20 protein-coding genes are annotated in these 21,523 nt (G+C 59.1%); 19 read left to right on the top strand and 1 reads right to left on the bottom strand.

Going from position 1 to position 21,523, the window contains the following annotated elements; genetic code table 11:
* The first annotated feature begins 71 nt into the window (after nt 1-71).
* From pabC to ACL2XN_RS08925, 14 genes are all read left to right on the top strand, one after another.
* On the top strand, nt 72-872 hold the full coding sequence (gene pabC, locus ACL2XN_RS08990; RefSeq protein WP_410015752.1) for an aminodeoxychorismate lyase: 801 nt from the start codon (nt 72-74) through the stop codon (nt 870-872).
* A gap of 12 nt (nt 873-884) precedes the next feature.
* Nucleotides 885-1,901, top strand: a complete 1,017-nt coding sequence (gene mltG / locus ACL2XN_RS08985; protein WP_413730700.1) for an endolytic transglycosylase MltG — start codon at nt 885-887, stop codon at nt 1,899-1,901.
* Nucleotides 1,891-2,532: a dTMP kinase gene (gene tmk / locus ACL2XN_RS08980; protein ID WP_413730699.1), complete on the top strand. Its 642-nt coding sequence runs from the start codon at nt 1,891-1,893 to the stop codon at nt 2,530-2,532. Before mltG ends, tmk begins: the two co-directional genes overlap by 11 nt.
* On the top strand, nt 2,529-3,533 hold the full coding sequence (holB, locus tag ACL2XN_RS08975) for a DNA polymerase III subunit delta' (RefSeq protein WP_410015749.1): 1,005 nt from the start codon (nt 2,529-2,531) through the stop codon (nt 3,531-3,533). The genes tmk and holB overlap by 4 nt, the downstream gene beginning before the upstream one ends.
* A 12-nt stretch (nt 3,534-3,545) precedes the next feature.
* Nucleotides 3,546-4,343: a metal-dependent hydrolase gene (locus tag ACL2XN_RS08970; protein WP_413722432.1), complete on the top strand. Its 798-nt coding sequence runs from the start codon at nt 3,546-3,548 to the stop codon at nt 4,341-4,343.
* A 284-nt stretch (nt 4,344-4,627) separates the two neighbouring features.
* Complete coding sequence (gene ptsG / locus ACL2XN_RS08965; RefSeq protein ID WP_413730698.1) at nt 4,628-6,067, top strand: PTS glucose transporter subunit IIBC; 1,440 nt, start codon at nt 4,628-4,630, stop codon at nt 6,065-6,067.
* Between the two features lie 208 nt (nt 6,068-6,275).
* Complete coding sequence (gene hinT, locus ACL2XN_RS08960; RefSeq protein WP_410015746.1) at nt 6,276-6,626, top strand: purine nucleoside phosphoramidase; 351 nt, start codon at nt 6,276-6,278, stop codon at nt 6,624-6,626.
* A 43-nt stretch (nt 6,627-6,669) separates the two neighbouring features.
* Entirely contained in the window at nt 6,670-7,047 is a 378-nt protein-coding gene (locus ACL2XN_RS08955) for a YcfL family protein (protein WP_410015745.1), read from the top strand.
* 21 nt (nt 7,048-7,068) lie between these two features.
* Nucleotides 7,069-7,656, top strand: coding sequence for a penicillin-binding protein activator LpoB (gene lpoB, locus ACL2XN_RS08950; protein WP_410016580.1), 588 nt, complete (start codon nt 7,069-7,071; stop codon nt 7,654-7,656).
* Nucleotides 7,643-8,506 (top strand): phosphotransferase, encoded by an 864-nt coding sequence (locus ACL2XN_RS08945; RefSeq protein ID WP_413730696.1) that lies wholly within the window; start codon nt 7,643-7,645, stop codon nt 8,504-8,506. The genes lpoB and ACL2XN_RS08945 overlap by 14 nt, the downstream gene beginning before the upstream one ends.
* Before the next feature lie 11 nt (nt 8,507-8,517).
* Nucleotides 8,518-9,561 (top strand): beta-N-acetylhexosaminidase, encoded by a 1,044-nt coding sequence (nagZ, locus tag ACL2XN_RS08940; protein WP_410015743.1) that lies wholly within the window; start codon nt 8,518-8,520, stop codon nt 9,559-9,561.
* A gap of 38 nt (nt 9,562-9,599) precedes the next feature.
* Nucleotides 9,600-10,142, top strand: coding sequence for an alpha/beta hydrolase YcfP (gene ycfP / locus ACL2XN_RS08935; RefSeq protein WP_410015742.1), 543 nt, complete (start codon nt 9,600-9,602; stop codon nt 10,140-10,142).
* Nucleotides 10,143-10,367: 225 nt separating this feature from the next.
* Nucleotides 10,368-11,675 (top strand): NAD(P)/FAD-dependent oxidoreductase, encoded by a 1,308-nt coding sequence (locus ACL2XN_RS08930; RefSeq protein WP_410015741.1) that lies wholly within the window; start codon nt 10,368-10,370, stop codon nt 11,673-11,675.
* Nucleotides 11,676-12,159: 484 nt separating this feature from the next.
* Nucleotides 12,160-12,699: a glycine zipper 2TM domain-containing protein gene (locus ACL2XN_RS08925; RefSeq protein ID WP_410015740.1), complete on the top strand. Its 540-nt coding sequence runs from the start codon at nt 12,160-12,162 to the stop codon at nt 12,697-12,699.
* Between the two features lie 88 nt (nt 12,700-12,787).
* Here ACL2XN_RS08925 and mfd read toward each other — a convergent pair whose 3' ends face one another.
* Nucleotides 12,788-16,237, bottom strand: coding sequence for a transcription-repair coupling factor (mfd, locus tag ACL2XN_RS08920; protein WP_413730695.1), 3,450 nt, complete (start codon nt 16,235-16,237; stop codon nt 12,788-12,790).
* A gap of 210 nt (nt 16,238-16,447) precedes the next feature.
* On the opposite strand from mfd, the gene lolC reads away from it, so the two are divergent.
* From lolC to ACL2XN_RS08895, 5 genes are all read left to right on the top strand, one after another.
* Nucleotides 16,448-17,650: a lipoprotein-releasing ABC transporter permease subunit LolC gene (gene lolC, locus ACL2XN_RS08915; protein ID WP_413730694.1), complete on the top strand. Its 1,203-nt coding sequence runs from the start codon at nt 16,448-16,450 to the stop codon at nt 17,648-17,650.
* The gene (lolD, locus tag ACL2XN_RS08910; RefSeq protein ID WP_410015737.1) at nt 17,643-18,350 is read left to right on the top strand and encodes a lipoprotein-releasing ABC transporter ATP-binding protein LolD; all 708 of its coding nucleotides are present in this window, start codon (nt 17,643-17,645) and stop codon (nt 18,348-18,350) included. The genes lolC and lolD overlap by 8 nt, the downstream gene beginning before the upstream one ends.
* Entirely contained in the window at nt 18,347-19,594 is a 1,248-nt protein-coding gene (gene lolE, locus ACL2XN_RS08905; protein WP_410015736.1) for a lipoprotein-releasing ABC transporter permease subunit LolE, read from the top strand. The genes lolD and lolE overlap by 4 nt, the downstream gene beginning before the upstream one ends.
* A 44-nt stretch (nt 19,595-19,638) precedes the next feature.
* The gene (cobB, locus tag ACL2XN_RS08900) at nt 19,639-20,469 is read left to right on the top strand and encodes a Sir2 family NAD+-dependent deacetylase (protein WP_410015735.1); all 831 of its coding nucleotides are present in this window, start codon (nt 19,639-19,641) and stop codon (nt 20,467-20,469) included.
* 606 nt (nt 20,470-21,075) lie between these two features.
* Nucleotides 21,076-21,501 carry a hypothetical protein gene (locus tag ACL2XN_RS08895; RefSeq protein ID WP_410015734.1) on the top strand — a complete coding sequence of 142 codons (426 nt, stop codon included), beginning with the start codon at nt 21,076-21,078 and terminating at the stop codon, nt 21,499-21,501.
* Nucleotides 21,502-21,523 lie beyond the last annotated feature (22 nt).

Genomic DNA, 21,523 nt, shown 5'->3' with positions numbered 1-21,523 from the left:
ATGCCTAATGGCCCGTTTATCGGGCCATTTTTTTATCATTGCCGCATCGGCGACCGCTTACCAGGTGAACTATGTATTGGATCAACGGAAAACCCCGGCGCCAATTGCCCGTAAACGATCGCGCCACCCAATTCGGCGACGGTTTTTTTACCACCGCGCGCATACGCGCGGGTGCGATCGATTTACTGCCCTACCATCTGGACCGGCTGGCCGAGGCCGGCGAGCGGTTGTTGTTTGCGCCGCTGGACCGCGGGTTATTAACCAGCGAAATGCGCCGGGTGGCGGAACTCCGACAGCAAGGCGTGCTCAAAGTACTCATCAGCCGCGGCAGCGGCGGCCGGGGGTATAGCGCGGCCGGTTGCGATGCGCCGTTACGTATTATGTCCCATACGGCCGCGCCGGCGCATTATGTCGCCTGGCGCGAAAGCGGCGTCAGCCTTGCCCTGAGTCCAGTCAGATTGGCCCGCGGTCCGCTATTGGCCGGCATAAAGCACCTTAACCGCCTGGAGCAGGTATTAATCCGCGCTCACCTGGAACGGGATGCCGTCGCCGAGGAGGCGCTGGTGCTTGATACGCAGGGTTTTATCGTTGAATGCTGCGCGGCGAATATTTTCTGGCGCACCGGGGATCGGGTTTATACACCGGCGCTGACCCATGCCGGCGTGGCGGGGGTTATGCGGCGTCATATCATGCACCTGCTTGCGGCCTCGCCGTTCAGCCTGCAACAGGTCGAGGCGCCGGCCGCCGCGCTCGATGACGCCGAGGAAGTGATCATTTGCAATGCGCTGATGCCGGTATTGCCGGTCAACCGTATCGCGCAGCGCCGCTATCCCGCCAGGGCCCTGTTCGACTTCGTCAGCCCGCACTGTTAACTGAGTTATTGCATGAAAAAAACGTTTTTTATCGCCATTATCCTCCTGCTGGCCGCTGGCATCGCGTTTTGCCTGTACCAGGTCAAGCATTTCGCCGCGTCGCCGCTGGTCATTAAACAAGAGACTATTTTTACCTTGCCCGCCGGCACCGGGCGCGAGGGGCTGAAAACCGCGCTGCGCCAGCAGCATATCGTCAAGCGTACCCGCTGGCTGCCGGCGCTGTGGCAACTGGAGCCGGAGCTGGCCAGCTTCAAGGCGGGCACCTACCGGTTTATACCCGGCATGACGGTGCGCCAGATGCTGGCGTTATTAGCCAGCGGCCGGGAAGCCCAGTTTTCCATCCGTTTTGTCGAGGGGTCCACGTTTAAGGAGTGGCTGGCCATCATCGCCAAGGCGCCTTACCTGAAACATACCCTGGACGGGGTGGCGGCGGATCAGGTAGCCGGCCTGCTGGGCCGGGAGCCATCGTCCACGCTGGAAGGGCGCTTTTATCCCGATACCTATCTGTATACCGCGCAAACCCCCGATATCGCTTTGTTAAAGCGCGCGGGACAGCGGATGGATAAAACGCTGGATGAAGTCTGGCGGGACAGGGAGCCGGGACTGCCGTACAAGACGCCGCTGGATTTGCTGACCATGGCCTCGATTGTGGAAAAAGAGACCGGTGTGGCGGACGAACGCCCCAAGGTGGCCTCGGTATTCATCAACCGCCTGCGCCTGAGCATGCGCCTGCAAACCGATCCCACGGTGATCTACGGCATGGGCGAGAGCTATAAAGGTATCATCAGCAAGCAAGACCTGGCGACGCCAACGCCGTATAATACCTATTTGATTACCGGACTGCCCCCCGCGCCGATCGCCATGCCGGGACAGGCGTCGCTTGAGGCCGCCGCGCATCCTGCCAAGACGTCGTATCTTTATTTTGTCGCCGACGGCAAGGGCGGCCATATTTTCAGCACCAACCTGGCAAGCCATAATCAAGCCGTACAGCAATATCGTGAAAGCGTAAAGGAAAACCATGGACAGTAAATTCATCGTGATTGAAGGGCTTGAGGGCGCCGGGAAAACCTGCGCCATCGCCGTGCTGGTGGAGACGCTCAGGGCCCGTGGCATCACTGATGTGGTTTTTACCCGCGAGCCGGGCGGAACCCCGCTGGCGGAAGCGTTGCGCCGCTTAATCAAGGACGGTATCGACAACGAGCCGGTAACCGATAAAGCGGAACTGCTGATGCTGTACGCCGCGCGCGTCCAGTTGGTGGAGAATGTGATCAAACCCGCGCTGGCGCGTGGCGCGTGGGTTATCGGCGATCGCCACGATCTCTCATCCCAGGCTTACCAGGGCGGCGGCCGCGGCGTGGATCCGCAGCTGCTGACGGCGCTGCGCGACCTGGTGCTGGGGGATTTCCGCCCCGATTTAACCCTGTACCTGGATCTCCCTCCGGCCATTGGCCTTCAGCGCGCGCGGGCGCGCGGCGAGCTTGATCGCATCGAGCAGGAGTCGCTGGCCTTTTTTGACCGCATCCGGGCGCGTTACCAGGCCCTGGCCGCGGCGGATGCGCGCATCGTTACCATTGACGCCAGCCGTTCGCTGGCGCAGGTTAGCGACGCGCTGCGCGCCAGCCTGAACTGCTGGCTGGACACGCCGGAGTCCCGGCCGTGAAATGGTATCCGTGGCTGAATACGCCCTACCGGCAGATTCTCGCCCGCTATCAGGAGGGCAAGGGCCATCACGCTTTGCTTATCCATGCGCTCAAGGGCAGCGGCGTGTCATCGCTGTTCTATGCCCTGAGCCGCTGGCTCATTTGCCAGCGGCCGGACGGCATCAAAAGCTGCGGCCATTGCCACAGTTGCCGCCTGATGCTGGCCGGCACCCACCCCGATTTTTATCAGCCCGAACCGGAGAAAGGGCGGTTGAGCCTGGGGGTGGATAATATCCGCCAGATTATCGACCCGCTCTACCATCATGCGCAGCAGGGCGGGGCCAAGGTGGTCTGGTTGCCCCACAGTGAAATACTGACCGAGCCGGCGGCCAACGCATTGCTCAAGACCCTGGAAGAACCGCCTGACCGCACCTTTTTCCTGCTCGGCTGCCGCGAACCGTCGCACCTGTTGCCCACCCTGCGCAGCCGCTGTCTGTACTGGCACCTGCCGTCGCCGGAAGAGCCGGCCGGCCTGCGGTGGCTCCAGCAGCAGGGCATCACGGCGCAAGAGCAGGCGCGCACGGCGCTGCGGCTTACCAGCGGTGCGCCGGTCGGCGCCCTGGAGCTTCTGCAGCCGGGCCGCTGGGCGGAACGTGCGGCGCTGTGCGACGGGCTGGGCCGCGCGCTTGCCGACGGCGATTTTCTGAGGCTATTGCCGCTGTTAAACAAGGACAAGGATGACGAACCGGTATACTGGCTGCTCAGCCTGCTCACGGACGCCCTGAAATGGCAACAGGGCGCCGCCGGGTTTATGCTCAACCAGGATCAGCTGGCGCTGGTGGGCGAGCTGGCCGCGCGATTCCAGCCCGGCGCCCTGCATCATCAATTGCAGCAGTGGCTCCAGTGTCGGCGGCAGTGGCGGGAGATTGCCGGTGTTAACCGCGAATTGTTGCTGACCAATCAATTGCTTAACTGGGAAAACGGCGCGCCGGACGGGCGCACCCATCCCTGGACTCTATAAAAAGGTAATGTCATGTTTTTAGTCGATTCCCACTGCCATCTTGACGGGTTGAATTACGAGACCCTGCATCGCGATGTTGCCGACGTGGTGGCCAAGGCCAAGGCGCGCGATGTTCATCTGATGCTGGCTGTGGCCACCACCCTGGCGGGTTTTAGCAAGATGAGCGAACTGATCGGCCAGCGCGACGAGGTGCTGATGTCGTGCGGCGTCCATCCGCTGAATCTGGATGAGCCCTATGATTTTGCCGAACTCAGGCGCCTGGCCGCGGGCGACAACGTGGTGGCCCTGGGCGAGACCGGGCTGGATTATTTTTACCAGCAGGATAATAAGGCCGAACAGCAGGCGGCGCTGCGCGAGCATATCCGCATCGGCCGGGCCGTGAACAAGCCGGTAATCGTGCATACCCGTTCGGCGCGGGAAGACACGCTGGCTATCCTGCATGAAGAACGGGCGGGGGAGTGCGGCGGCGTGCTGCATTGCTTTACCGAAGATATCGCCACCGCCAAGACCCTGCTGGACCTGGGTTTTTATATTTCGTTTTCCGGCATCGTCACCTTTCGCAACGCCGAGGCGCTGCGCGAGGCGGCGCGCTATGTTCCGCTCGACCGGCTGCTGGTGGAGACCGATTCGCCTTATCTGGCGCCGGTGCCGTATCGCGGCAAGGAAAACCAGCCGGCCTATGTGCGGGACGTGGCCGATTTTATGGCCGGCCTGAAAGGCGTGACGGTGGAACAACTGGCGCAGGCCACCACCGCGAATTTCGGCCGGTTGTTTCATGTTGATCCCGCGCGCCTCGCCGCGCATAGTTGAGTCCGGCGGTATTTCCAGCGCGTAATGGGGTGAAATAAACGCGCGCCGGGGCGGGTTGCGGATGTTTTAATCACCTCGCGCGTCATGGCCATGGGCGCCGGTGTCATGGCGCGTTTGGCCGGCGTCAGTGAAACGTGATTATCATCAAACACCCGGTCGGCGATTTATTTTACACTGCGTAATAAATACAACCCCAGCGGTTCATAAGACAAAAAGCCAGCGCAATTTGAGCTCGCGTCCCGGCGCGGGCGGATCCGGCATTATTACTAGGAGCATTCATCATTATGTTTAAGAACGCATTCGCCAACCTGCAAAAAGTAGGTAAATCGCTAATGCTACCGGTATCCGTATTACCGATTGCCGGCATCCTGCTCGGCGTCGGTTCCGCTGAATTCAGCTGGATACCCGCCGTTGTTTCCCATGTCATGGCGGAGGCCGGCGGTTCGGTTTTTGCCAATATGCCGTTGATTTTCGCCATCGGCGTGGCGCTGGGGTTCACCAATAATGACGGCGTTTCCGCCCTGGCGGCGGTAGTGGCCTACGGCATCATGGTGAAAACCATGGCGGTAGTGGCGCCACTGGTTCTCGGCCTGCCGGCGCAGGAAATCGCCGCTAAGCATCTGGCCGACACCGGCGTATTGGGCGGCATTATTTCGGGTGCCATCGCCGCTTATATGTTCAATCGGTTTTACCGCATCAAGCTGCCGGAATACCTGGGCTTTTTTGCCGGTAAACGTTTCGTGCCGATTATTTCCGGCCTGATCGCCATCCTGCTCGGCGTCGTTTTATCCTTTATCTGGCCCCCGATCGGGTCGGCCATCCAGGACTTCTCCCAATGGGCGGCATACCAGAACCCGGTGGTGGCCTTCGGCATCTACGGCCTGGTGGAACGCGCGCTGGTGCCTTTCGGCCTGCATCATATCTGGAACGTGCCGTTCCAGATGCAGGTGGGCGAGTTCACCAACGCCGCGGGCCAGGTGTTCCATGGCGATATACCGCGTTATATGGCGGGCGACCCCACCGCAGGCAAGCTGTCCGGCGGCTTCCTGTTCAAGATGTACGGACTGCCGGCCGCCGCGATTGCCATCTGGCATTCGGCTAAACCGGAAAACCGCGCCAAAGTGGGCGGCATCATGATTTCCGGCGCGCTGACCGCATTCCTGACCGGCATTACCGAACCGATTGAATTCGCTTTTATCTTTGTGGCCCCCATTCTTTACGTGATCCACGCCATCCTGGCGGGCCTGGCGTTTCCTATATGTATCCTGCTCGGCATGCGTGACGGCACCAGCTTTTCCCACGGCCTGATCGACTTTGTGGTGCTGAGCGGCAACAGCAGCCGCATTTGGCTGTTCCCGGTGGTGGGTATCCTCTACGGCCTGGTTTACTACACCCTTTTCCGGGTATTGATTGTCAAACTGGATCTGAAAACGCCCGGCCGTGAAGCGACAGGCAGCCAGCAGATCACCCAGGGCGGCACGGAAATGGCGGGAGCGCTGGTCAAGGCGTTCGGCGGCCGGGACAATATCACCAACCTGGATGCCTGCATTACCCGTTTGCGCATCAGCGTGGCGGACATTTCCAAGGTGGACCAGCCAGGGCTGAAATTGCTCGGCGCGGCCGGCGTGGTCGTGGCCGGCTCCGGGGTACAGGCGATATTCGGCACCAAGTCGGATAACCTGAAAACCGATATGGATGAATATATGCGCCATAGCGTGTCATGATGGCGCTATAACGCGTGCGGCAGTACCACAGGGAGGCGAAGGCCTCCCTTATAGTCTGCGGATAACATGTGCGCGCCATTGATGCTTTTGCCCACCGTGCCCGCGCGTACCGTCCCTCTATGTAATAAAACCATCCCAAGGTTGAAATAATGGGGGTAAGTCGCTCATACTCCATGCACTAACCTGTTTTGATACAAGGAAAGATGTCATGGCTGAAGAAACTATTTTCAGTAAAATTATTCGCCGGGAAATACCCTCGGAAATCGTTTACCAAGACGAACTGGTTACCGCCTTTCGTGATATTACCCCCAAGGCGCCAAGCCATATCCTGATCGTACCCAATATCCTGATCCCAACCGTAAACGACGTTACCGCCGAACACGAGGCGGCGCTGGGCCGCATGTTTACCGCCGCCGCCAAAATTGCCCGGCAGGAAGGCATCGCCGAGGACGGCTTTCGCCTGATAGTCAATTGCAACCGCCACGGCGGCCAGGAAGTCTATCATCTGCATATGCATCTTCTCGGCGGCAGGGCGCTCGGTCCGCTGGTGAATTTTTGAGCGGCCGCAGGGCGATGGGACACACAAGCAATCGGGGAGGCCTATGCGTTTTACGCCGCCGTTTTTAGCCATGCTGCTGCTTATCACGGGTTGTACCGCCAGTCATAACAAGACGCTGATGATTAACGATCGGCAGACGCTGATTATGGATCCGTCGGTAATGACGGCCGGGATTACCGCCGAAGCGCCCACCATCGGCGACGACCAGGGCCGCCGCCGTGCGCACGCCACGATCGGCAACGGACAGGATCATGCCGTTACCGTCAATTACCGGTTTTATTGGTACGACCCGCAGGGTCTGGACGTACTGCCTTTCCCCGCTACCCGTACACTGGTGATCCCGCCGGGCGCCGATGTCACCGTTGAATCCATCACCGGTAATCTCGAGGCCAGGCGCGTTCGCCTCTATCTGTTTTTGTAACCTATGTTTGAGTGATGGATGATGAAAAAGTATCTCTTTGTCGCATTAGCCGCGCTGGTGCTGACCGGATGTCCGACGCGCGCGCCGGAACCGGAGCAGCCGCCCGCCACTATTGAACCGGCCCAGCCGGTGCCGGCGCCTGAGCCGGTTCCGTCGCAGCCGCAGCCGCAGCCGGTACCGCAGCCGCCTAAGCTCAGGACCCTGGATTGGCCGGCAAGCGTCGCGCCGCTGGTCAAGCAAATGCTTGGCGCCCAGGGGATCGCGCCTGGCAGCGTACTGTTGATCAATAGCATGAAAAACAATACCAATGGCAGCATACAGACCGGCAAAGCTACCGCCGCAATCTACAGCGCCCTGGCGGCGGATAAGACCTTTACCATCATCAGCCAGGACCAGATGGCGTCGGCCAAGCAGACCCTGGGACTGTCGGTGGACGATAGTCTGGAGTCGCGCAGCAAGGCGGTAGGGTTGGCGCGCTATCTCAATGCGCAATATGTGCTTTACAGCGACGCCAATGGCGATGCAAAACTGCCCGACATCGAGATGCAGTTAATGCTGGTGCAATCCGGCGAGATTGTCTGGTCGGGTAAAGGACTTGCGCAAGAGTAGCGTCTCCCTTGATGTTCTGTTGACGCAGGTGCCGGCGATGAATGTCGCCGGCCGGCGGGTGGCGCCGGTGCATGGCCTGACCGGCGCCAGCTGGCGGGTCAGCGCCGCGGGTGGGGATCTCATCGCGCGGGAAGCGACGCCGTCTGAACGGCTGCTGGGCGTGGACCGGCGGCGGGAATATCGCCTGCTGCGGCGCTTGCCCGCCGGCACCCCGGCGCCAAAGCCGCTGGCCGGCACGGCGCAATGGCTGCTGTTGGAGTGGCTGGACGGGGAATGCCTGACGCCGGCCGGGTGGCAGGCGGCGGTTGCCGGAGGCCAGCTTGCCGCCGTGCTGGCGCAATTGCATCGCGGGCCGCGCCACGGCTATCCTATTGCCCTGCGGGCCCGGTACGCCGCCTACTGGCAGGCCAGCGATCCGGCGCGCCGCTGTCCGGCCTGGCTGCGGCTGCAGCAGCGGTTTATGCGCGCCAAAATGCCCGCGCCGCTGTGCTGCGCGCCGTTGCATATGGATATCCACCCCGGCAATGTGCTGCGCGCGCCTGACGGCGGGCTGCGGCTGATTGACTGGGAATACGCCGGCGACGGCGATATCGCCCTGGAACTGGCGGCGCTGTTTCGCGGCAACGGGCTGGACGAAGGTCTGCAGGCGGATTTCCTGCGCGCCTACCAGGCCGGCTCAGGCTCACCAGGCTATGCCACGGCCGTTCTCCGGCGGCGCATTGCCGCCTGGGCGCCGTGGGTCGATTACCTGATGTTGATGTGGTACGAAGTCCGCTGGCGGCAAACGCGCCAACGGCATTTTTTGCGGCATGCGGCGCCGCTGCGCCGCCATTTGGGTTTACCGTTTTGAACGAGGTTGTCGTGGGTCCATTGATGTTAGATGTCGCCAGCTATGAGTTGGATAACGAAGAGCGTGAAATATTGCAGCACCCGATGGTGGGCGGCGTGATTATTTTTACCCGCAACTATCACGATCCCGATCAGCTGGCGGCGCTGGTAGCGCAAATCCGCCGCGCGTCGCGCCAGCGGCTGGTGGTGGCGGTGGACCAGGAAGGGGGCCGGGTACAGCGTTTTCGTGAAGGATTTACCCTCCTGCCCGCCGCCCAGGCGTATGCGGCGCTGCGCCCCATGGCGCAGGCGACGGCCCTGGCCCGCGACGCCGGCTGGCTGATGGCGGCGGAAATGACCGCCATGGATATCGATATCAGTTTTGCGCCGGTACTGGATATCGGGCATGGCAGCCTGGCTATCGGCGAACGCGCCTTTCACCATCAGGCGGAGCCGGCCATCGAGCTGGCGGAAAATTTTATCGCCGGCATGCATCAGGCCGGCATGAAGGCCACGGGCAAGCATTTCCCCGGCCACGGGGCGGTGACCGCCGACTCGCATAAGGAAACGCCCGTCGACGGCCGTCCCCTGGACGAGATTCGCGCCCATGATATGCACGTCTTTACCACGCTTGTCGCGCGCGGCGCGCTGGACGCCATTATGCCCGCCCATGTGGTTTATACCGAGGCGGACCCCCTGCCGGCCAGCGCTTCCGCTTTTTGGCTGAAGACGGTTCTGCGCCGCGAGCTGGGCTTTGCCGGTATTATTTTTTCCGATGATCTCTCCATGGAAGGCGCGGCGGTGATGGGGGGCTATGCCGAGCGGGCGCAGGCTTCGCTGGATGCCGGCTGCGATATGATTTTGGTGTGCAATAACCGCGCCGGGGCCATCAAGGTGCTGGATAATCTGTCACCGATCAAAGTCGACGTTCTCGAGACGTTATACCATCGGGGAGTGATTTCCCGTAAGGAACTGCTCGGCTCCACGCGCTGGCGGCAGGTGCATCAACAGCTTACGCTGCTGGGAGCGCAGTGGGCCGAGGAAAAACAGCGGCGGATAGAATTCCCGGACCACTGACGTTCAGCGTCCGGACTTATTGAGCGACGAGGATAGTGATGATTATCTATTTGCATGGTTTTGATTCCAACAGTCCCGGTAATCATGAAAAAGTGCTGCAGCTTCAGTTTATCGACCCCGATGTGCGGCTGATAAGCTACAGCACCCGTCATCCACGCCACGATATGCAGCATCTGTTAAAAGAAGTGGACAAGATGCAGCAACTGACCGATGACGAGCGTCCGCTGATTTGCGGCGTCGGACTGGGCGGGTTCTGGGCGGAGCGCATCGGGTTCCTGTGCGACATGCGCCAGGTGATCGTTAATCCGAATTTATTTCCGGATGAGAATATGCCGGGCAAAATCGATCGTCCGGAAGAGTACGTGGATATCGCCACCAAATGCGTGGAGAACTTCCGCGAGAAAAACCGCGACCGCTGCCTGGTGTTGCTTTCGCGCAATGATGAAGCCCTGGACAGTCGCCGCAGCGCGGCGCTGCTGGCGCCGTTTTACGAGATTATCTGGGATGAGGAGCAAAGCCATAAATTCAAAAATATCGCCCCCCATGTGCTGAGGATCCAGAGTTTCAAGGCGCTGGGTTAAGCGCCCCGGCCAACCGGCATCAGGGCGCCTGTGCGCGGGTGCCCGGTTGCGTTTTTATTCTCTGCCTTATTAGGCCAAAATTGATTTATATCAATTTTGGTATGACCAAATGACCCTTCATGGTAATCTTGCAGCAACAACAGTTTATTTGAAGGTAACCACGTGTTTTATAAGGGTATTTATTTTTACTCTTAGTTAACGATTGGTTTACATTTGGAGGTTATTTTGTCATTACCCCTGAAGCAGATTGTTATCGTTGGCGGCGGCGCCGGCGGCCTGGAACTCGCCACCCGTTTGGGATCCGCCTTGGGCCGCAGTAAAAAGGCGGACATCACCCTGGTGGATCGCAATCACAGCCATTTATGGAAACCTTTGCTGCACGAGGTGGCCACCGGTTCGTTGGATGAAGGCGTAGATGCCATCAGCTACCTGGCCCATGCCCGCAATCATCACTTTTTTTTCCAGATGGGCAGCCTGAGCAATATTAACCGCGACGATAAAACGCTGCAGCTGGATGAAATCCGCGATGCCCACGGCGATCTGCTGGTGCCGGTGCGCCAGTTGCCTTATGACATCCTGGTGATGGCGCTCGGCAGCGTATCCAACGACTTCGGCACCGCCGGGGTGAAGGAAAATTGTATTTTCCTCGACAATCCCGCGCAGGCCCAGCGGTTCCATAATGAAATGCTCAATCTGTTCCTGAAGTTTTCCACCCAGCCGCATGGCCCGGATGAGCGCGTGAATATCGCCATCGTCGGCGGCGGCGCCACCGGCGTGGAACTGTCGGCCGAACTGCATAACGCGGTTCAGGAATTGCACAGCTACGGGTTTAAAGGCCTCGATAACCAGGCGCTGAACGTAACGCTGGTCGAGGCGGGCGAGCGTATCCTGCCGGCGTTGCCCGCGCGTATTTCCGCCTCGGCTCACCATGAGCTGGGAAAAATGGGCGTCCGGGTCCTGACCAAGACGCTGGTGACCAGTGCCGGGCCAGGCGGGCTGACCACCAAGGACGGCGAGTTTATCCCGGCGGAACTGATGGTGTGGGCGGCCGGCATCAAAGCGCCGGATTTCCTGAAGGATATCGCCGGGCTGGAAACCAATCGCACCAATCAGCTGGTGGTGACGCCCACCCTGCAAACTACCCGCGATCCCGCGATTTTCGCCATCGGCGACTGCGCGTCCTGTCCGCAACCCGCCGGCGGGTTTGTGCCGCCGCGCGCCCAGGCCGCGCACCAAATGGCGAGCCGGGCGTACGCTAATATCCTGGCGCTGTTAAAAGACCGGGAACTGAAACCCTATGTCTATAAGGATCACGGCTCCCTGGTATCGCTATCCCGGTTCAGCACCGTGGGCAGCCTGATGGGCAATCTGATGCGCGGCTCCATGATGATAGAGGGCCGTATCGCCCGCGCGGTGTATATTTCTCTGTACCGCATGCATCAAGTGGCCCTGCACGGCCTGTTCAAAACCGGGCTTATCGTGCTGGTGGGGCGGATTAACCGTGTGATCCGGCCGCATTTAAAACTGCATTAATTGCAGGCAGGCATTCCCTCTGATACGGCTGCGCCGGGTTCGGCGCCAGCCTGCCGCCGGGCAGGAAAATCTGCCCGGCTAATGCCTCTGCGCCCCCTTTCCCTGCAATATGCCCAAGCTGACGCGGCAATCACACGGTTTGCGGCGCTAACATATTGTATTAGCAATGCTTACCCTTAGCATAAAACGCCGATAATGGCGCTTAAACCCCTAGGAATTATCCCAAACTGGCTTTGGCGCATGCATAAATGCCCTATTTTGGCTATTAGTCTTATTGCCGCTGTCGCCTGCTTTGTGCAGACTTCGGTTCATCCGGTGGGCGAATCACGCACGCCGTGCCGGAGGAGTCCATGAGTTCCGTTTTGCGCTAGCGTCCGGAGAGGGCCGGCAGTCATTAACCCAGGCGTAGTTAGCGTAATCGACTGCCTCTGGGATCCGGTTGCTGCCAGTGAATGCGTGGGTTATTACTTCAGGAGGATTTCCCATGAATAAATCAATGTTGGCCGGTGTCGGTATCGGGATTGCCGCGGCGTCAGGGATTGCGGCGGTTGCCGGACTGGATGTGTTCTCCTCTGGTCCGCGATATGCGCAGGTAGTCACGGCAACGCCAATCAATGAAACCATTAAAACCCCCCGCCAGGAATGCCGGAATGTCGCCGTTACCCATCGCCGTCCGGTGCAGGACGAAAATAAAATCGCCGGTTCTTTGCTCGGCGCGGTGGCGGGCGGCGTCTTAGGGCATCAGTTCGGCGGCGGGCGCGGCAAGGACGTGGCCACGGTGGCGGGGGCGCTGGCGGGCGGATACACCGGCAACCAGGTACAGGGCAATCTGCAAAATCGCGACACCTATACCACCACCCAGCAGCGCTGCCAGACGGTTTATGATAAATCGCAGAAGCTATTGGGTTACGATGTTACCTACAAGATCGGCGATGAACAGGGTAAAATCCGCATGGATCATGATCCAGGCACGCAGATTCCCCTGGATGGCAAAGGCCGTCTGGATTTGAACAAACAGGTCTAGTACCGCAATCGCAACAGCGCCGGTGGCCGTCATCCGCATCGAGCCGCTGCGTGACTGCCCGGGACAAGCCGTCCGGGCAGTCACGGACTCAGGCGGGAACCTGATGTTGATCCAGTCCCGCCAGCAGTTGATCCACATACTGCAGTCGTTCCAGCCGTTCCGGCAGTGGCTTGATGAATTTCAGCCGCGTCGGGCCGTCGAGACGGAAGGTCTTGGGATCGCGCTGCAGCAGGCCGATAAGATAGACCGGATCCACGGTGTTTTTCTCGCTAAATTCAATAAACCCGCCTTTTTCATTGCCCTCGATGCGTTTGATACCCAGTTTGCGCGCCCGTTGCCGCAGGCCGGCGATATCCAGCAGATGACGCGCCGGATCGGGCAACAGCCCAAAGCGGTCGATCAATTCCACCTTCAGCTCTTCAATTTCCCGGGTATCCGGCGCGCTGGCGATGCGTTTATAGAAAGATAAACGGGTATTGACGTCGGGAATATAGTCTTCCGGCAACAGGGCGGGCATGCGCAGCTCCACATCCGTGAGCTGGCTGGTTAAATCCTCCAGCGAGGGTTCGCGCCCGGCCTTGAGCGCGTCCACCGCGCTCTCCAGCAGTTCCATATATAACGAAAACCCAATGGTTTGCAACTGGCCGCTCTGGTCTTCTCCCAGCAGTTCGCCGGCGCCGCGAATTTCCAGATCGTGGGTGGCCAGGGCGAAACCCGCGCCCAGATCCTCCAGCGACGCAATGGCCTCCAGGCGTTTTAACGCATCCTGGCTCAGGGCCTTGGGCGGCGGGGTCAGCAGGTAGGCGTAGGCCTGGTGATGGGAGCGCCCCACACGGCCGCGCAGCTGGTGCAATTGCGCCAGCCCGAAATGGTCGGCGCGCTCGATGATAATGGTATTGGCATTGGCGATATCAATACCGGTCTCAATAATGGTGGTGCAGACCAGGACATTGAAACGCTGGTGATGGAAATCGTTCATCACCCGCTCCAGATCCCGTTCCCGCATCTGGCCGTGGCCGATGGCGATACGTGCTTCCGGCACCAGTTCCTGCAGGCGATGGGTGGCTTTTTCAATATTTTCCACATCGTTGTACAGATAATAAACCTGCCCGCCGCGCAGCACTTCGCGCAGGATAGCCTCGCGCACCACCAGGCTGTCGTATTCGCGCACAAAGGTTTTTACCGCCAGCCGGCGGGCGGGCGGCGTGGCGATGATGGACAGATCGCGCATACCGCTCATGGCCATATTCAGGGTACGCGGGATGGGCGTGGCGGTCAGGGTCAGGATATCCACATCGGCGCGCATCGCCTTGATGCGTTCTTTATGGCGCACCCCGAAGCGATGTTCCTCGTCGACAATCAGCAGGCCCAGATCGCGCCATTTAATCTCGTTTTGCAGCAGCTTGTGGGTCCCTATCAGGATATCCACCTTGCCGTCGGCGGTCTGCTCCAGGACCTGGGCCTGATCCCTGGCGCTGCGAAACCGGGAAATCATCTCAATGCGCACCGGCCAGTTGGCGAAACGATCGCGGAAATTATCGAAATGCTGCTGGGCGAGCAGGGTGGTCGGCACCAGCACGGCCACCTGCTTATGATTCTCAATGGCCAGGAACGCGGCGCGCATCGCCACTTCGGTTTTGCCGAACCCCACATCGCCGCACACCAGGCGGTCCATGGCCAGAGGCTGGCACATATCGCTTAACACCGCGTTAATCGCCTGTGCCTGGTCGGGCGTGGGCTCAAAGGGGAAACCCTCGCAAAACAGCTGGTAATTCTCGCGGTTTTGCCGGAAAGCAAAGCCCACCTTCGCCGCCCGTTGCGCATAGATATCCAGCAGTTCGGCCGCCACGTCGCGCACCCGTTCCGCCGCTTTCTGCCGCGCGCGCGACCAGACGTCGCCGCCGAGCTTATGCAGGGGCGCGTTCTCCTGGGCGCCGCCGGAATAGCGGCTGATCAGATGCAGCGAGGAAACCGGCACATACAGCTTATCGTGGCCGGCATAGGTCAGGATCAGGTACTCGGCCTTGATGCCGCCGGCTTCCAGGGTGGTCATGCCGCCGTAGCGGCCGACGCCGTGCTCCAGATGCACCACCGGCTGGCCCGGATGCAGTTCCGCCAGGTTGCGGATCAGGGTATCGGCATTAATGGCGCGGCGGTTATCCTGACGCCGCCTGCTTACCCTTTCCCCCAGCAGGTCCCCTTCGCATATCAGGGCGCGCCCGCGGAACTGATCGATGAAACCGCGTTCGCTGGCGCCGATAATCAGGTAGTTGCCGGGGCCTTGGGCATCATCGAGCCGGGCGATTAATTTGGGGTTGATCTTGATGCGCGCCAGCAGTTCCTGCAGCGTTTCGCGCCGTCCCTCGCTTTCCACCGAAAAAATCACGCAGCCGTCGAACTGCTCGCAGAACCGGCGTAATTTATCCATCGGCGCTTTGTTTTGCGCCTCCACCGCCAGGTCCGGCAGCGGCTGATATTCCATATTGATATTGGCGGCTTTCGCGTCCAGCCGCTCGCCGATCAACTGTACCCGCGGCCAGTTTTTCAGCTCGCTGAACAGCCCGTCGACCCGTAGCCACAGCGTTTCGGGCGCCACCAACGGCCGCATCGGGTCCACCCGGCGGTTTTCATAACGCGCCACGGCATCCGCCCAGAACCGCCCGGCCCCGGCTTCCAGATCGCCGGTATTGACCAGCAGGGTATTGGCGGGCAGGTAGCTGAACAATGCCGGCAGCGGTTCGCTGAAAAACAGGGGTTGCCAATATTCGATGCCCGGAGGCAAGGTGCCCTTGCTCACCTGCTGGTAGATATGCTCGGCGTCGCGCCGGACCTCGAACTGTTCGCGCCATTGGCTGCGGAACAGCTCAATGGCCGTTTTGTCGGTGGGAAACTCATGGGCCGGCAACAGGTTTATCTGATCCACTTCGTGCAGGGTGCGCTGGCTGTCGACATCAAAAATGCGCAGGCTGTCGATTTCATCATCGAAAAAATCGATCCGGTACGGTTCTTCGCTGCCCATGGGATAAAGATCGAGCAGGGCGCCGCGCGTGGCGTACTCTCCGTGCTCCATGACCTGATCCACGCTGCGGTAGCCGGCCTGCTCCAGCTGCGCGCGCAGCTTGTCCCTGGAGAGGCGCTGGCCTTTTTTCATCACCAGCGCGTGGCCGTGCAGGAATGAATGGGGGCATATCCGTTGCATAAGGGTATTGATTGGCAGGATAATGACCCCGCGATCCATGGCCGGCAGTTGATATAATGTCGACAATCGATCGGATATGATTTCCTGGTGCGGGGAAAAATTGTCGTAAGGCAGGGTTTCCCAGTCGGGCAGGGTAATCACCGGATGGCGCGTAAACTGCCGGATTTCGTCGTGCAGGCGCAGGGCGTTTTGCATATCCGGCGCCACCAGCATCACGGGACCGGGGTAGCGATCGACAATGGCGGCGCATTCGACGGCGCAGGCGGCGCCGGTGAGTTGACCCAATAAACGTTGTTCACCGGGTTTAGTGGGTAAGGTATAACGATATTGTTCGGACATAAACAGTGGTCAGATCTCTTCTCTTGCGCCGGAGCCAATACGATATGGACTATGGCGAAACGTGCGTGCATTGAGCATGATGGCTTATGTTAGGCAGCCTAACAAGAATAAAAGCCGGCGGTAGCGGCGGTTAGTAGTTCCATAATAGGGTACGACCCTTTATTATCCTTGATCACTTTGCTTTGGCAACCGGCATCCAAACGGAATTCAATGTATCAACCTGTCGCATTATATATTGGCCTGCGCTACATGCGCGGGCGGGCATCAGACCGCTTCGGGCGCTTTGTCTCCTGGCTATCCACCATCGGCATTACCCTCGGCGTCATGGCGCTGGTCACCGTATTATCGGTGATGAACGGCTTCGAGCGCGAGCTGGAAGGTAACATTCTCGGCGTCATGCCCCAGGCATTGATTACCACCCCCGGCGGCTCGCTTGATCCTAAACGCATTCCACCCTCGGCGCTAGGTGCGCTTAAGGGCGTCAGCCGTATCGTGCCGCTGACCACCGGCGATGTGGTGCTGCAAAGCGCGCGCAGCGTAGCCGTCGGGGTCATGCTGGGCGTCAATCCGCAGGATCCCGAACCGCTGGCCCGCTACCTGGTCAACATCCATATGGATGCGCTCCAGCCCGGGAGTTACCAGGTTATCCTCGGCGAACAGCTGGCGGGACAACTCGGCGTGAAACGCGGCGATCAGCTGCGGTTAATGGTGCCAGGCTCAAGCCAGTTTACGCCGATGGGCCGCATTCCCAGCCAACGCCTGTTTACCGTGGCCGGCACCTTTGCCGCCAACAGCGAGGTGGACCAATACCAGCTGTTGACCAACCAGCAGGACGCCTCGCGCCTGATGCGCTACCCGGCCGGCAATATCACCGGCTGGCGCCTGTGGCTGCAAAAGCCCCTGGACGTCGAGGCGGTCAGCCGCCAGCAGCTTCCCGAAGGCACCCAATGGAAGGACTGGCGCGAGCGCAAAGGCGAGCTGTTCCAGGCGGTGCGCATGGAAAAGAACATGATGGGCCTGCTGCTGAGCCTGATAGTGGCGGTGGCGGCGTTCAACATTATCACCTCGCTCGGCCTGCTGGTGATGGAAAAACAGGGTGAGGTGGCCATTCTGCAGACCCTCGGCCTGACCCGGCGCCAGGTGATGCTGGTGTTTATGGTGCAGGGCGCCGGCGCCGGCATTATCGGCGCCCTTCTGGGCACCGGCCTGGGCGTGCTGCTGGCCAGCCAACTGAATAATTTAATGCCGGTGATCGGCGCTTTCCTCGATGGCGCGGAGCTGCCGGTCGATATCGACTCACTGCAGGTTGCCACCATCGCCGTGCTGGCGATGGTCGTGGCGCTACTGTCCACGCTTTATCCTTCCTGGCGCGCGGCCGCCGTTCATCCCGCTGAGGCTTTACGTTATGAATAATGCTCCTTTGTTGCAGTGTAACAATTTGAGTAAGCGTTACCAGGAAGGCAAGTTGTTTACCGATGTACTGCGCGACGTGTCCTTTTCGATGCTGCCGGGCGAGATGATGGCCATCGTCGGCAGTTCGGGCTCGGGTAAAAGTACCCTGCTGCATTTGCTCGGCGGCCTGGACGAGCCGACCTCCGGGGAGGTGATTTTTGAAGGCCAGCAACTGACGGCCTTATCCTCCCAGGCGCGCGCGGAGATCCGTAACCGCCGGCTGGGGTTTATCTATCAGTTCCATCATTTGCTGCCGGATTTCACCGCGCTGGAAAATGTCGCCATGCCGCTGCTTATCGGCGGCACCACGCCGCAGCAGGCAAAGGCTACCGCGCGGGAAATGCTGGCGTCGGTCGGGCTGGATAAACGCGGCCATCACCGTCCTGCCGAGTTATCCGGCGGCGAGCGGCAGCGGGTGGCGATAGCGCGCGCCCTGGTCAACCATCCGGCGCTGGTGCTGGCCGACGAGCCTACCGGCAACCTGGATCAGCGCACCGCCGACAGTATTTTTGAACTGCTGGGCGAACTGAATATGCGCCAGGGCACCGCGTTTTTAGTCGTCACCCACGATCTTCACCTGGCGCGTCGCCTGAACCGTCAGTTGGAAATGCGCGACGGCCAGCTGCGGCGGGACGGCGACCTGCTGGGGGCGCAGGAATGAGGGGATTTCCGCTTTCGTTGCAAATTGCGCTGCGTTTTAGCCGCGGCCGGCGTCGCGGCGGCATGGTGTCGCTGATTTCGATTATCTCCACCGTCGGCATCGCGCTCGGCGTGGCGGTACTGATTATCGGCCTGAGCGCCATGAACGGCTTTGAGCGCGAATTGAATAACCGTATTTTAGCGGTAGTGCCGCATGGCGAAATCGAGCCGGTTAACCCGCCTTTTACCGACTGGCCGGCGATATTAACCCGGATTGAAAAAGTGCCGGGCATCGCCGCGGCGGCGCCCTACATCACTTTCACCGGCCTGGTGGAGCGGGGTGTTAAGCTCAAGGCCATCCAGATCAAAGGCGTCGACCCGCGGCAAGAGTCCAACCTGAGCGCGCTGCCGCGCTATGTCCAGGATAATGCCTGGCAGGCGTTCAGCGCCGGTAAGCAGCAGATCATTATCGGACAGGGGGTGGCGCAAGCCCTGGATGTCAAGCAGGGCGACTGGCTGACCGTGATGATCCCCAACAGCGATCCGCAGATGAAATTGCTGGAGCCAAAGCGTATCCGCCTGCAGGTGAGCGGTATCCTGGCGCTCAGCGGCCAGCTGGATCACAGCTTTGCCATGGTGCCGCTGGCGGATGCCCAGCAGTACCTGGATAAAGGCCAGGACGTCAGCGGCATCGCCATTAAGGTGAATAATCCCTTCATCGCCAATAAGCTGGTGCGGGACGCGGGCGAGGTGACGAAAACGTATGTGTATATCCGCAGCTGGATGGGCACCTACGGTTATATGTACCGGGATATCCAGATGATCCGCGCCATCATGTACCTGGCCATGGTGCTGGTGATTGGCGTGGCGTGCTTTAACATTGTTTCCACGCTGGTGATGGCGGTTAAGGATAAAAGCACCGATATTGCGATATTGCGTACCCTGGGCGCCAAAGACCGCTTAACCCGTGCTATTTTTATTTGGTATGGCCTGCTTGCCGGCCTTACGGGCAGCCTGAGCGGCGTGGTGGCCGGCGTGCTGGTGGCGCTTAACCTCACGGATGTGATTAAAGGGATCGAACGTTTGCTGGGGCATAATTTATTATCCGGTGATATTTATTATATCGATTTCCTGCCAACCGAACTGCATTGGCTTGACGTGGCGATCGTGCTGGGCACGGCGCTGCTGCTTAGCCTGCTGGCCAGTTGGTATCCGGCGCGGCGGGCCAGCCGTATCGACCCGGCAAGAGTGCTCAGCGGTTTATAAATGCCTTGCGGCCTATCCGTGCCATGCATTAAGGAATCAGCAGCATGCGTATTCATCGCCGGTTAATCCGGTTTCGTAAAAGTAAACGGCTCAGGCAGCAGCGATTGCGCTCACGTATTTTTCACCGTGACACCATGGCGGTAACCAAGATGAAAAAACCTTTTGTAGTGGTGCTTACCGGCGCCGGGATCTCGGCTGAATCGGGTATTCGTACTTTTCGCGCCGCCGATGGCCTGTGGGAAGAGCATCGGGTCGAGGATGTCGCCACTCCTGAGGGCTTCCAGCGTAACCCGCAGCTGGTGCAGGCGTTTTATAACGCCCGCCGCCGCCAGCTGCAGCAGCCGGAAATCAAGCCCAACGCCGCCCACGTGGCGCTGGCGGAGCTGGAGCAGATGCTGGGCGATAATTTTCTTTTGGTCACGCAGAATATCGATAACCTGCACGAACGGGCCGGCAGCCGGCGCGTGATCCATATGCATGGCGAATTGCTCAAGGTGCGCTGCGTCAGCAGCGGCCAGATTATCGAGTGGACCGACGATATTACGGAAACCGACCGTTGTCATTGCTGCCAGTTCCCGGCGGTGCTGCGTCCGCACGTGGTCTGGTTTGGCGAAATGCCGCTGGGCATGGATGCCATATACGACGCCCTTGGCAAAGCGGATTATTTCCTGGCGATCGGCACCTCCGGCCATGTTTATCCGGCCGCGGGGTTTGTCCATGAGGCGCGAATAAGCGGGGCCAGGACGGTGGAGCTCAACCTCGAGCCCAGCCAGGTGGAGAGCCAGTTCGAGGAGCGGATTTACGGTCCGGCGAGCGAATGTGTGCCGGCATATGTGGCGCGGTTTATTGAGGGCTTTGTGGAGCAGCGGGGATAAATCGGGACGCTGTAGCGCGTTGAGGAGAATTGCCGCTGCCAGGGATTGGGACGCGCGGCGAGGGTAAGGTTTGCTTTGGGCTTGGTCGGGATCTGGTCGTTCGGCGAGGGTTTCGCTTGCCATGACTGCGCCAAGGGCAAAACCTGCCCCACGTTACAATGCTTATTGAAGCATCAGGTCTGAAGTTTTATTCGTATTGTTCTTCTCGATGACGCCAGGATTAAACGCCATTTCTTAACGGGAAAGCGATATATTACGACGACAATATTACTGTCGCCTACGGTGAAGGATTATAAAACGCCTATTAATTAAAATATAATGCTTAATTAAAATGGTCCCAGAAGACTCCCCTACACCAATAACTGCGAGCCGCAACATTATCTGTCCCGCCCATTATCTCATCCAGCCTGAGCAATCAATTATTGACATTCCTCACATTTTCTTTACAAACCCAGAATGTTTTATTGCTTAGATATCAATAGGTAAACCATTATTTTTTAAATTGTGAAGATAAATTGTTGGATATTAATTAATTTCATGTTACAAAAATTTATGATTCGTTTGGCTCGTTTGTTTTTTTTACTATAGGAATATCTGGAGATAAAAATGAAAAAGGCTGCTTTTGGCTTGATGGTGGTACTCGCGCTTACAGCTTGCTCGGGTGGAATGATGGGAGGGGAAGATAAGTTCAGCACATCTTACGTTGAGTCTCATATTATCAAGGGTAAAACCACGCAACAGCAAGTTCAAAGTTTGTATGGCGTACCGGATTCAAATGAGAAATCATCCAATGGCGTCACCTGGGTTTATCATAAAAACGGCGCGCTAAGCGATGCATCCAGTTTAACCGGTTTTATTCCTGGTACCGGCGCGATTTCCAGTGCCCTAGGATTGGCTGGTACAGCCAGCTCAGCCTCTTCTCAAGCTAACAAGGTATCAGGGAAAATGAGCGGCAATACTGAAATCCACGGCAATCGTTTCTATGTCACCTTTGATAATAATAATATTGTGGACTACTGGAGTCTAAATTAACTGTTATATCAGTGGGTAAATA

The organism is Sodalis sp. RH22 (assembly GCF_047324165.1).
Classification (GTDB): domain Bacteria; phylum Pseudomonadota; class Gammaproteobacteria; order Enterobacterales; family Enterobacteriaceae; genus Acerihabitans.
Note: the sequence above shows the minus strand (reverse complement) of the source record. Positions and strands in the feature narration are given on the sequence as shown.

Bases quoted from the DNA above. Each gene is read 5' to 3' on its own strand.
- tmk (WP_413730699.1), top strand. From the start codon at position 1,891: ATGGACAGTAAATTCATCGTGATTGAAGGGCTTGAGGGCGCCGGGAAA.
- mfd (WP_413730695.1), bottom strand. From the start codon at position 16,237: ATGTCCGAACAATATCGTTATACCTTACCCACTAAACCCGGTGAACAA.
- ptsG (WP_413730698.1), top strand. From the start codon at position 4,628: ATGTTTAAGAACGCATTCGCCAACCTGCAAAAAGTAGGTAAATCGCTA.
- ACL2XN_RS08955 (WP_410015745.1), top strand. From the start codon at position 6,670: ATGCGTTTTACGCCGCCGTTTTTAGCCATGCTGCTGCTTATCACGGGT.
- mltG (WP_413730700.1), top strand. From the start codon at position 885: ATGAAAAAAACGTTTTTTATCGCCATTATCCTCCTGCTGGCCGCTGGC.
- ACL2XN_RS08895 (WP_410015734.1), top strand. From the start codon at position 21,076: ATGAAAAAGGCTGCTTTTGGCTTGATGGTGGTACTCGCGCTTACAGCT.
- cobB (WP_410015735.1), top strand. From the start codon at position 19,639: ATGCGTATTCATCGCCGGTTAATCCGGTTTCGTAAAAGTAAACGGCTC.
- lolC (WP_413730694.1), top strand. From the start codon at position 16,448: ATGTATCAACCTGTCGCATTATATATTGGCCTGCGCTACATGCGCGGG.
- hinT (WP_410015746.1), top strand. From the start codon at position 6,276: ATGGCTGAAGAAACTATTTTCAGTAAAATTATTCGCCGGGAAATACCC.
- pabC (WP_410015752.1), top strand. From the start codon at position 72: ATGTATTGGATCAACGGAAAACCCCGGCGCCAATTGCCCGTAAACGAT.
- lpoB (WP_410016580.1), top strand. From the start codon at position 7,069: ATGAAAAAGTATCTCTTTGTCGCATTAGCCGCGCTGGTGCTGACCGGA.
- lolE (WP_410015736.1), top strand. From the start codon at position 18,347: ATGAGGGGATTTCCGCTTTCGTTGCAAATTGCGCTGCGTTTTAGCCGC.
- ACL2XN_RS08970 (WP_413722432.1), top strand. From the start codon at position 3,546: ATGTTTTTAGTCGATTCCCACTGCCATCTTGACGGGTTGAATTACGAG.
- ycfP (WP_410015742.1), top strand. From the start codon at position 9,600: ATGATTATCTATTTGCATGGTTTTGATTCCAACAGTCCCGGTAATCAT.
- ACL2XN_RS08925 (WP_410015740.1), top strand. From the start codon at position 12,160: ATGAATAAATCAATGTTGGCCGGTGTCGGTATCGGGATTGCCGCGGCG.
- lolD (WP_410015737.1), top strand. From the start codon at position 17,643: ATGAATAATGCTCCTTTGTTGCAGTGTAACAATTTGAGTAAGCGTTAC.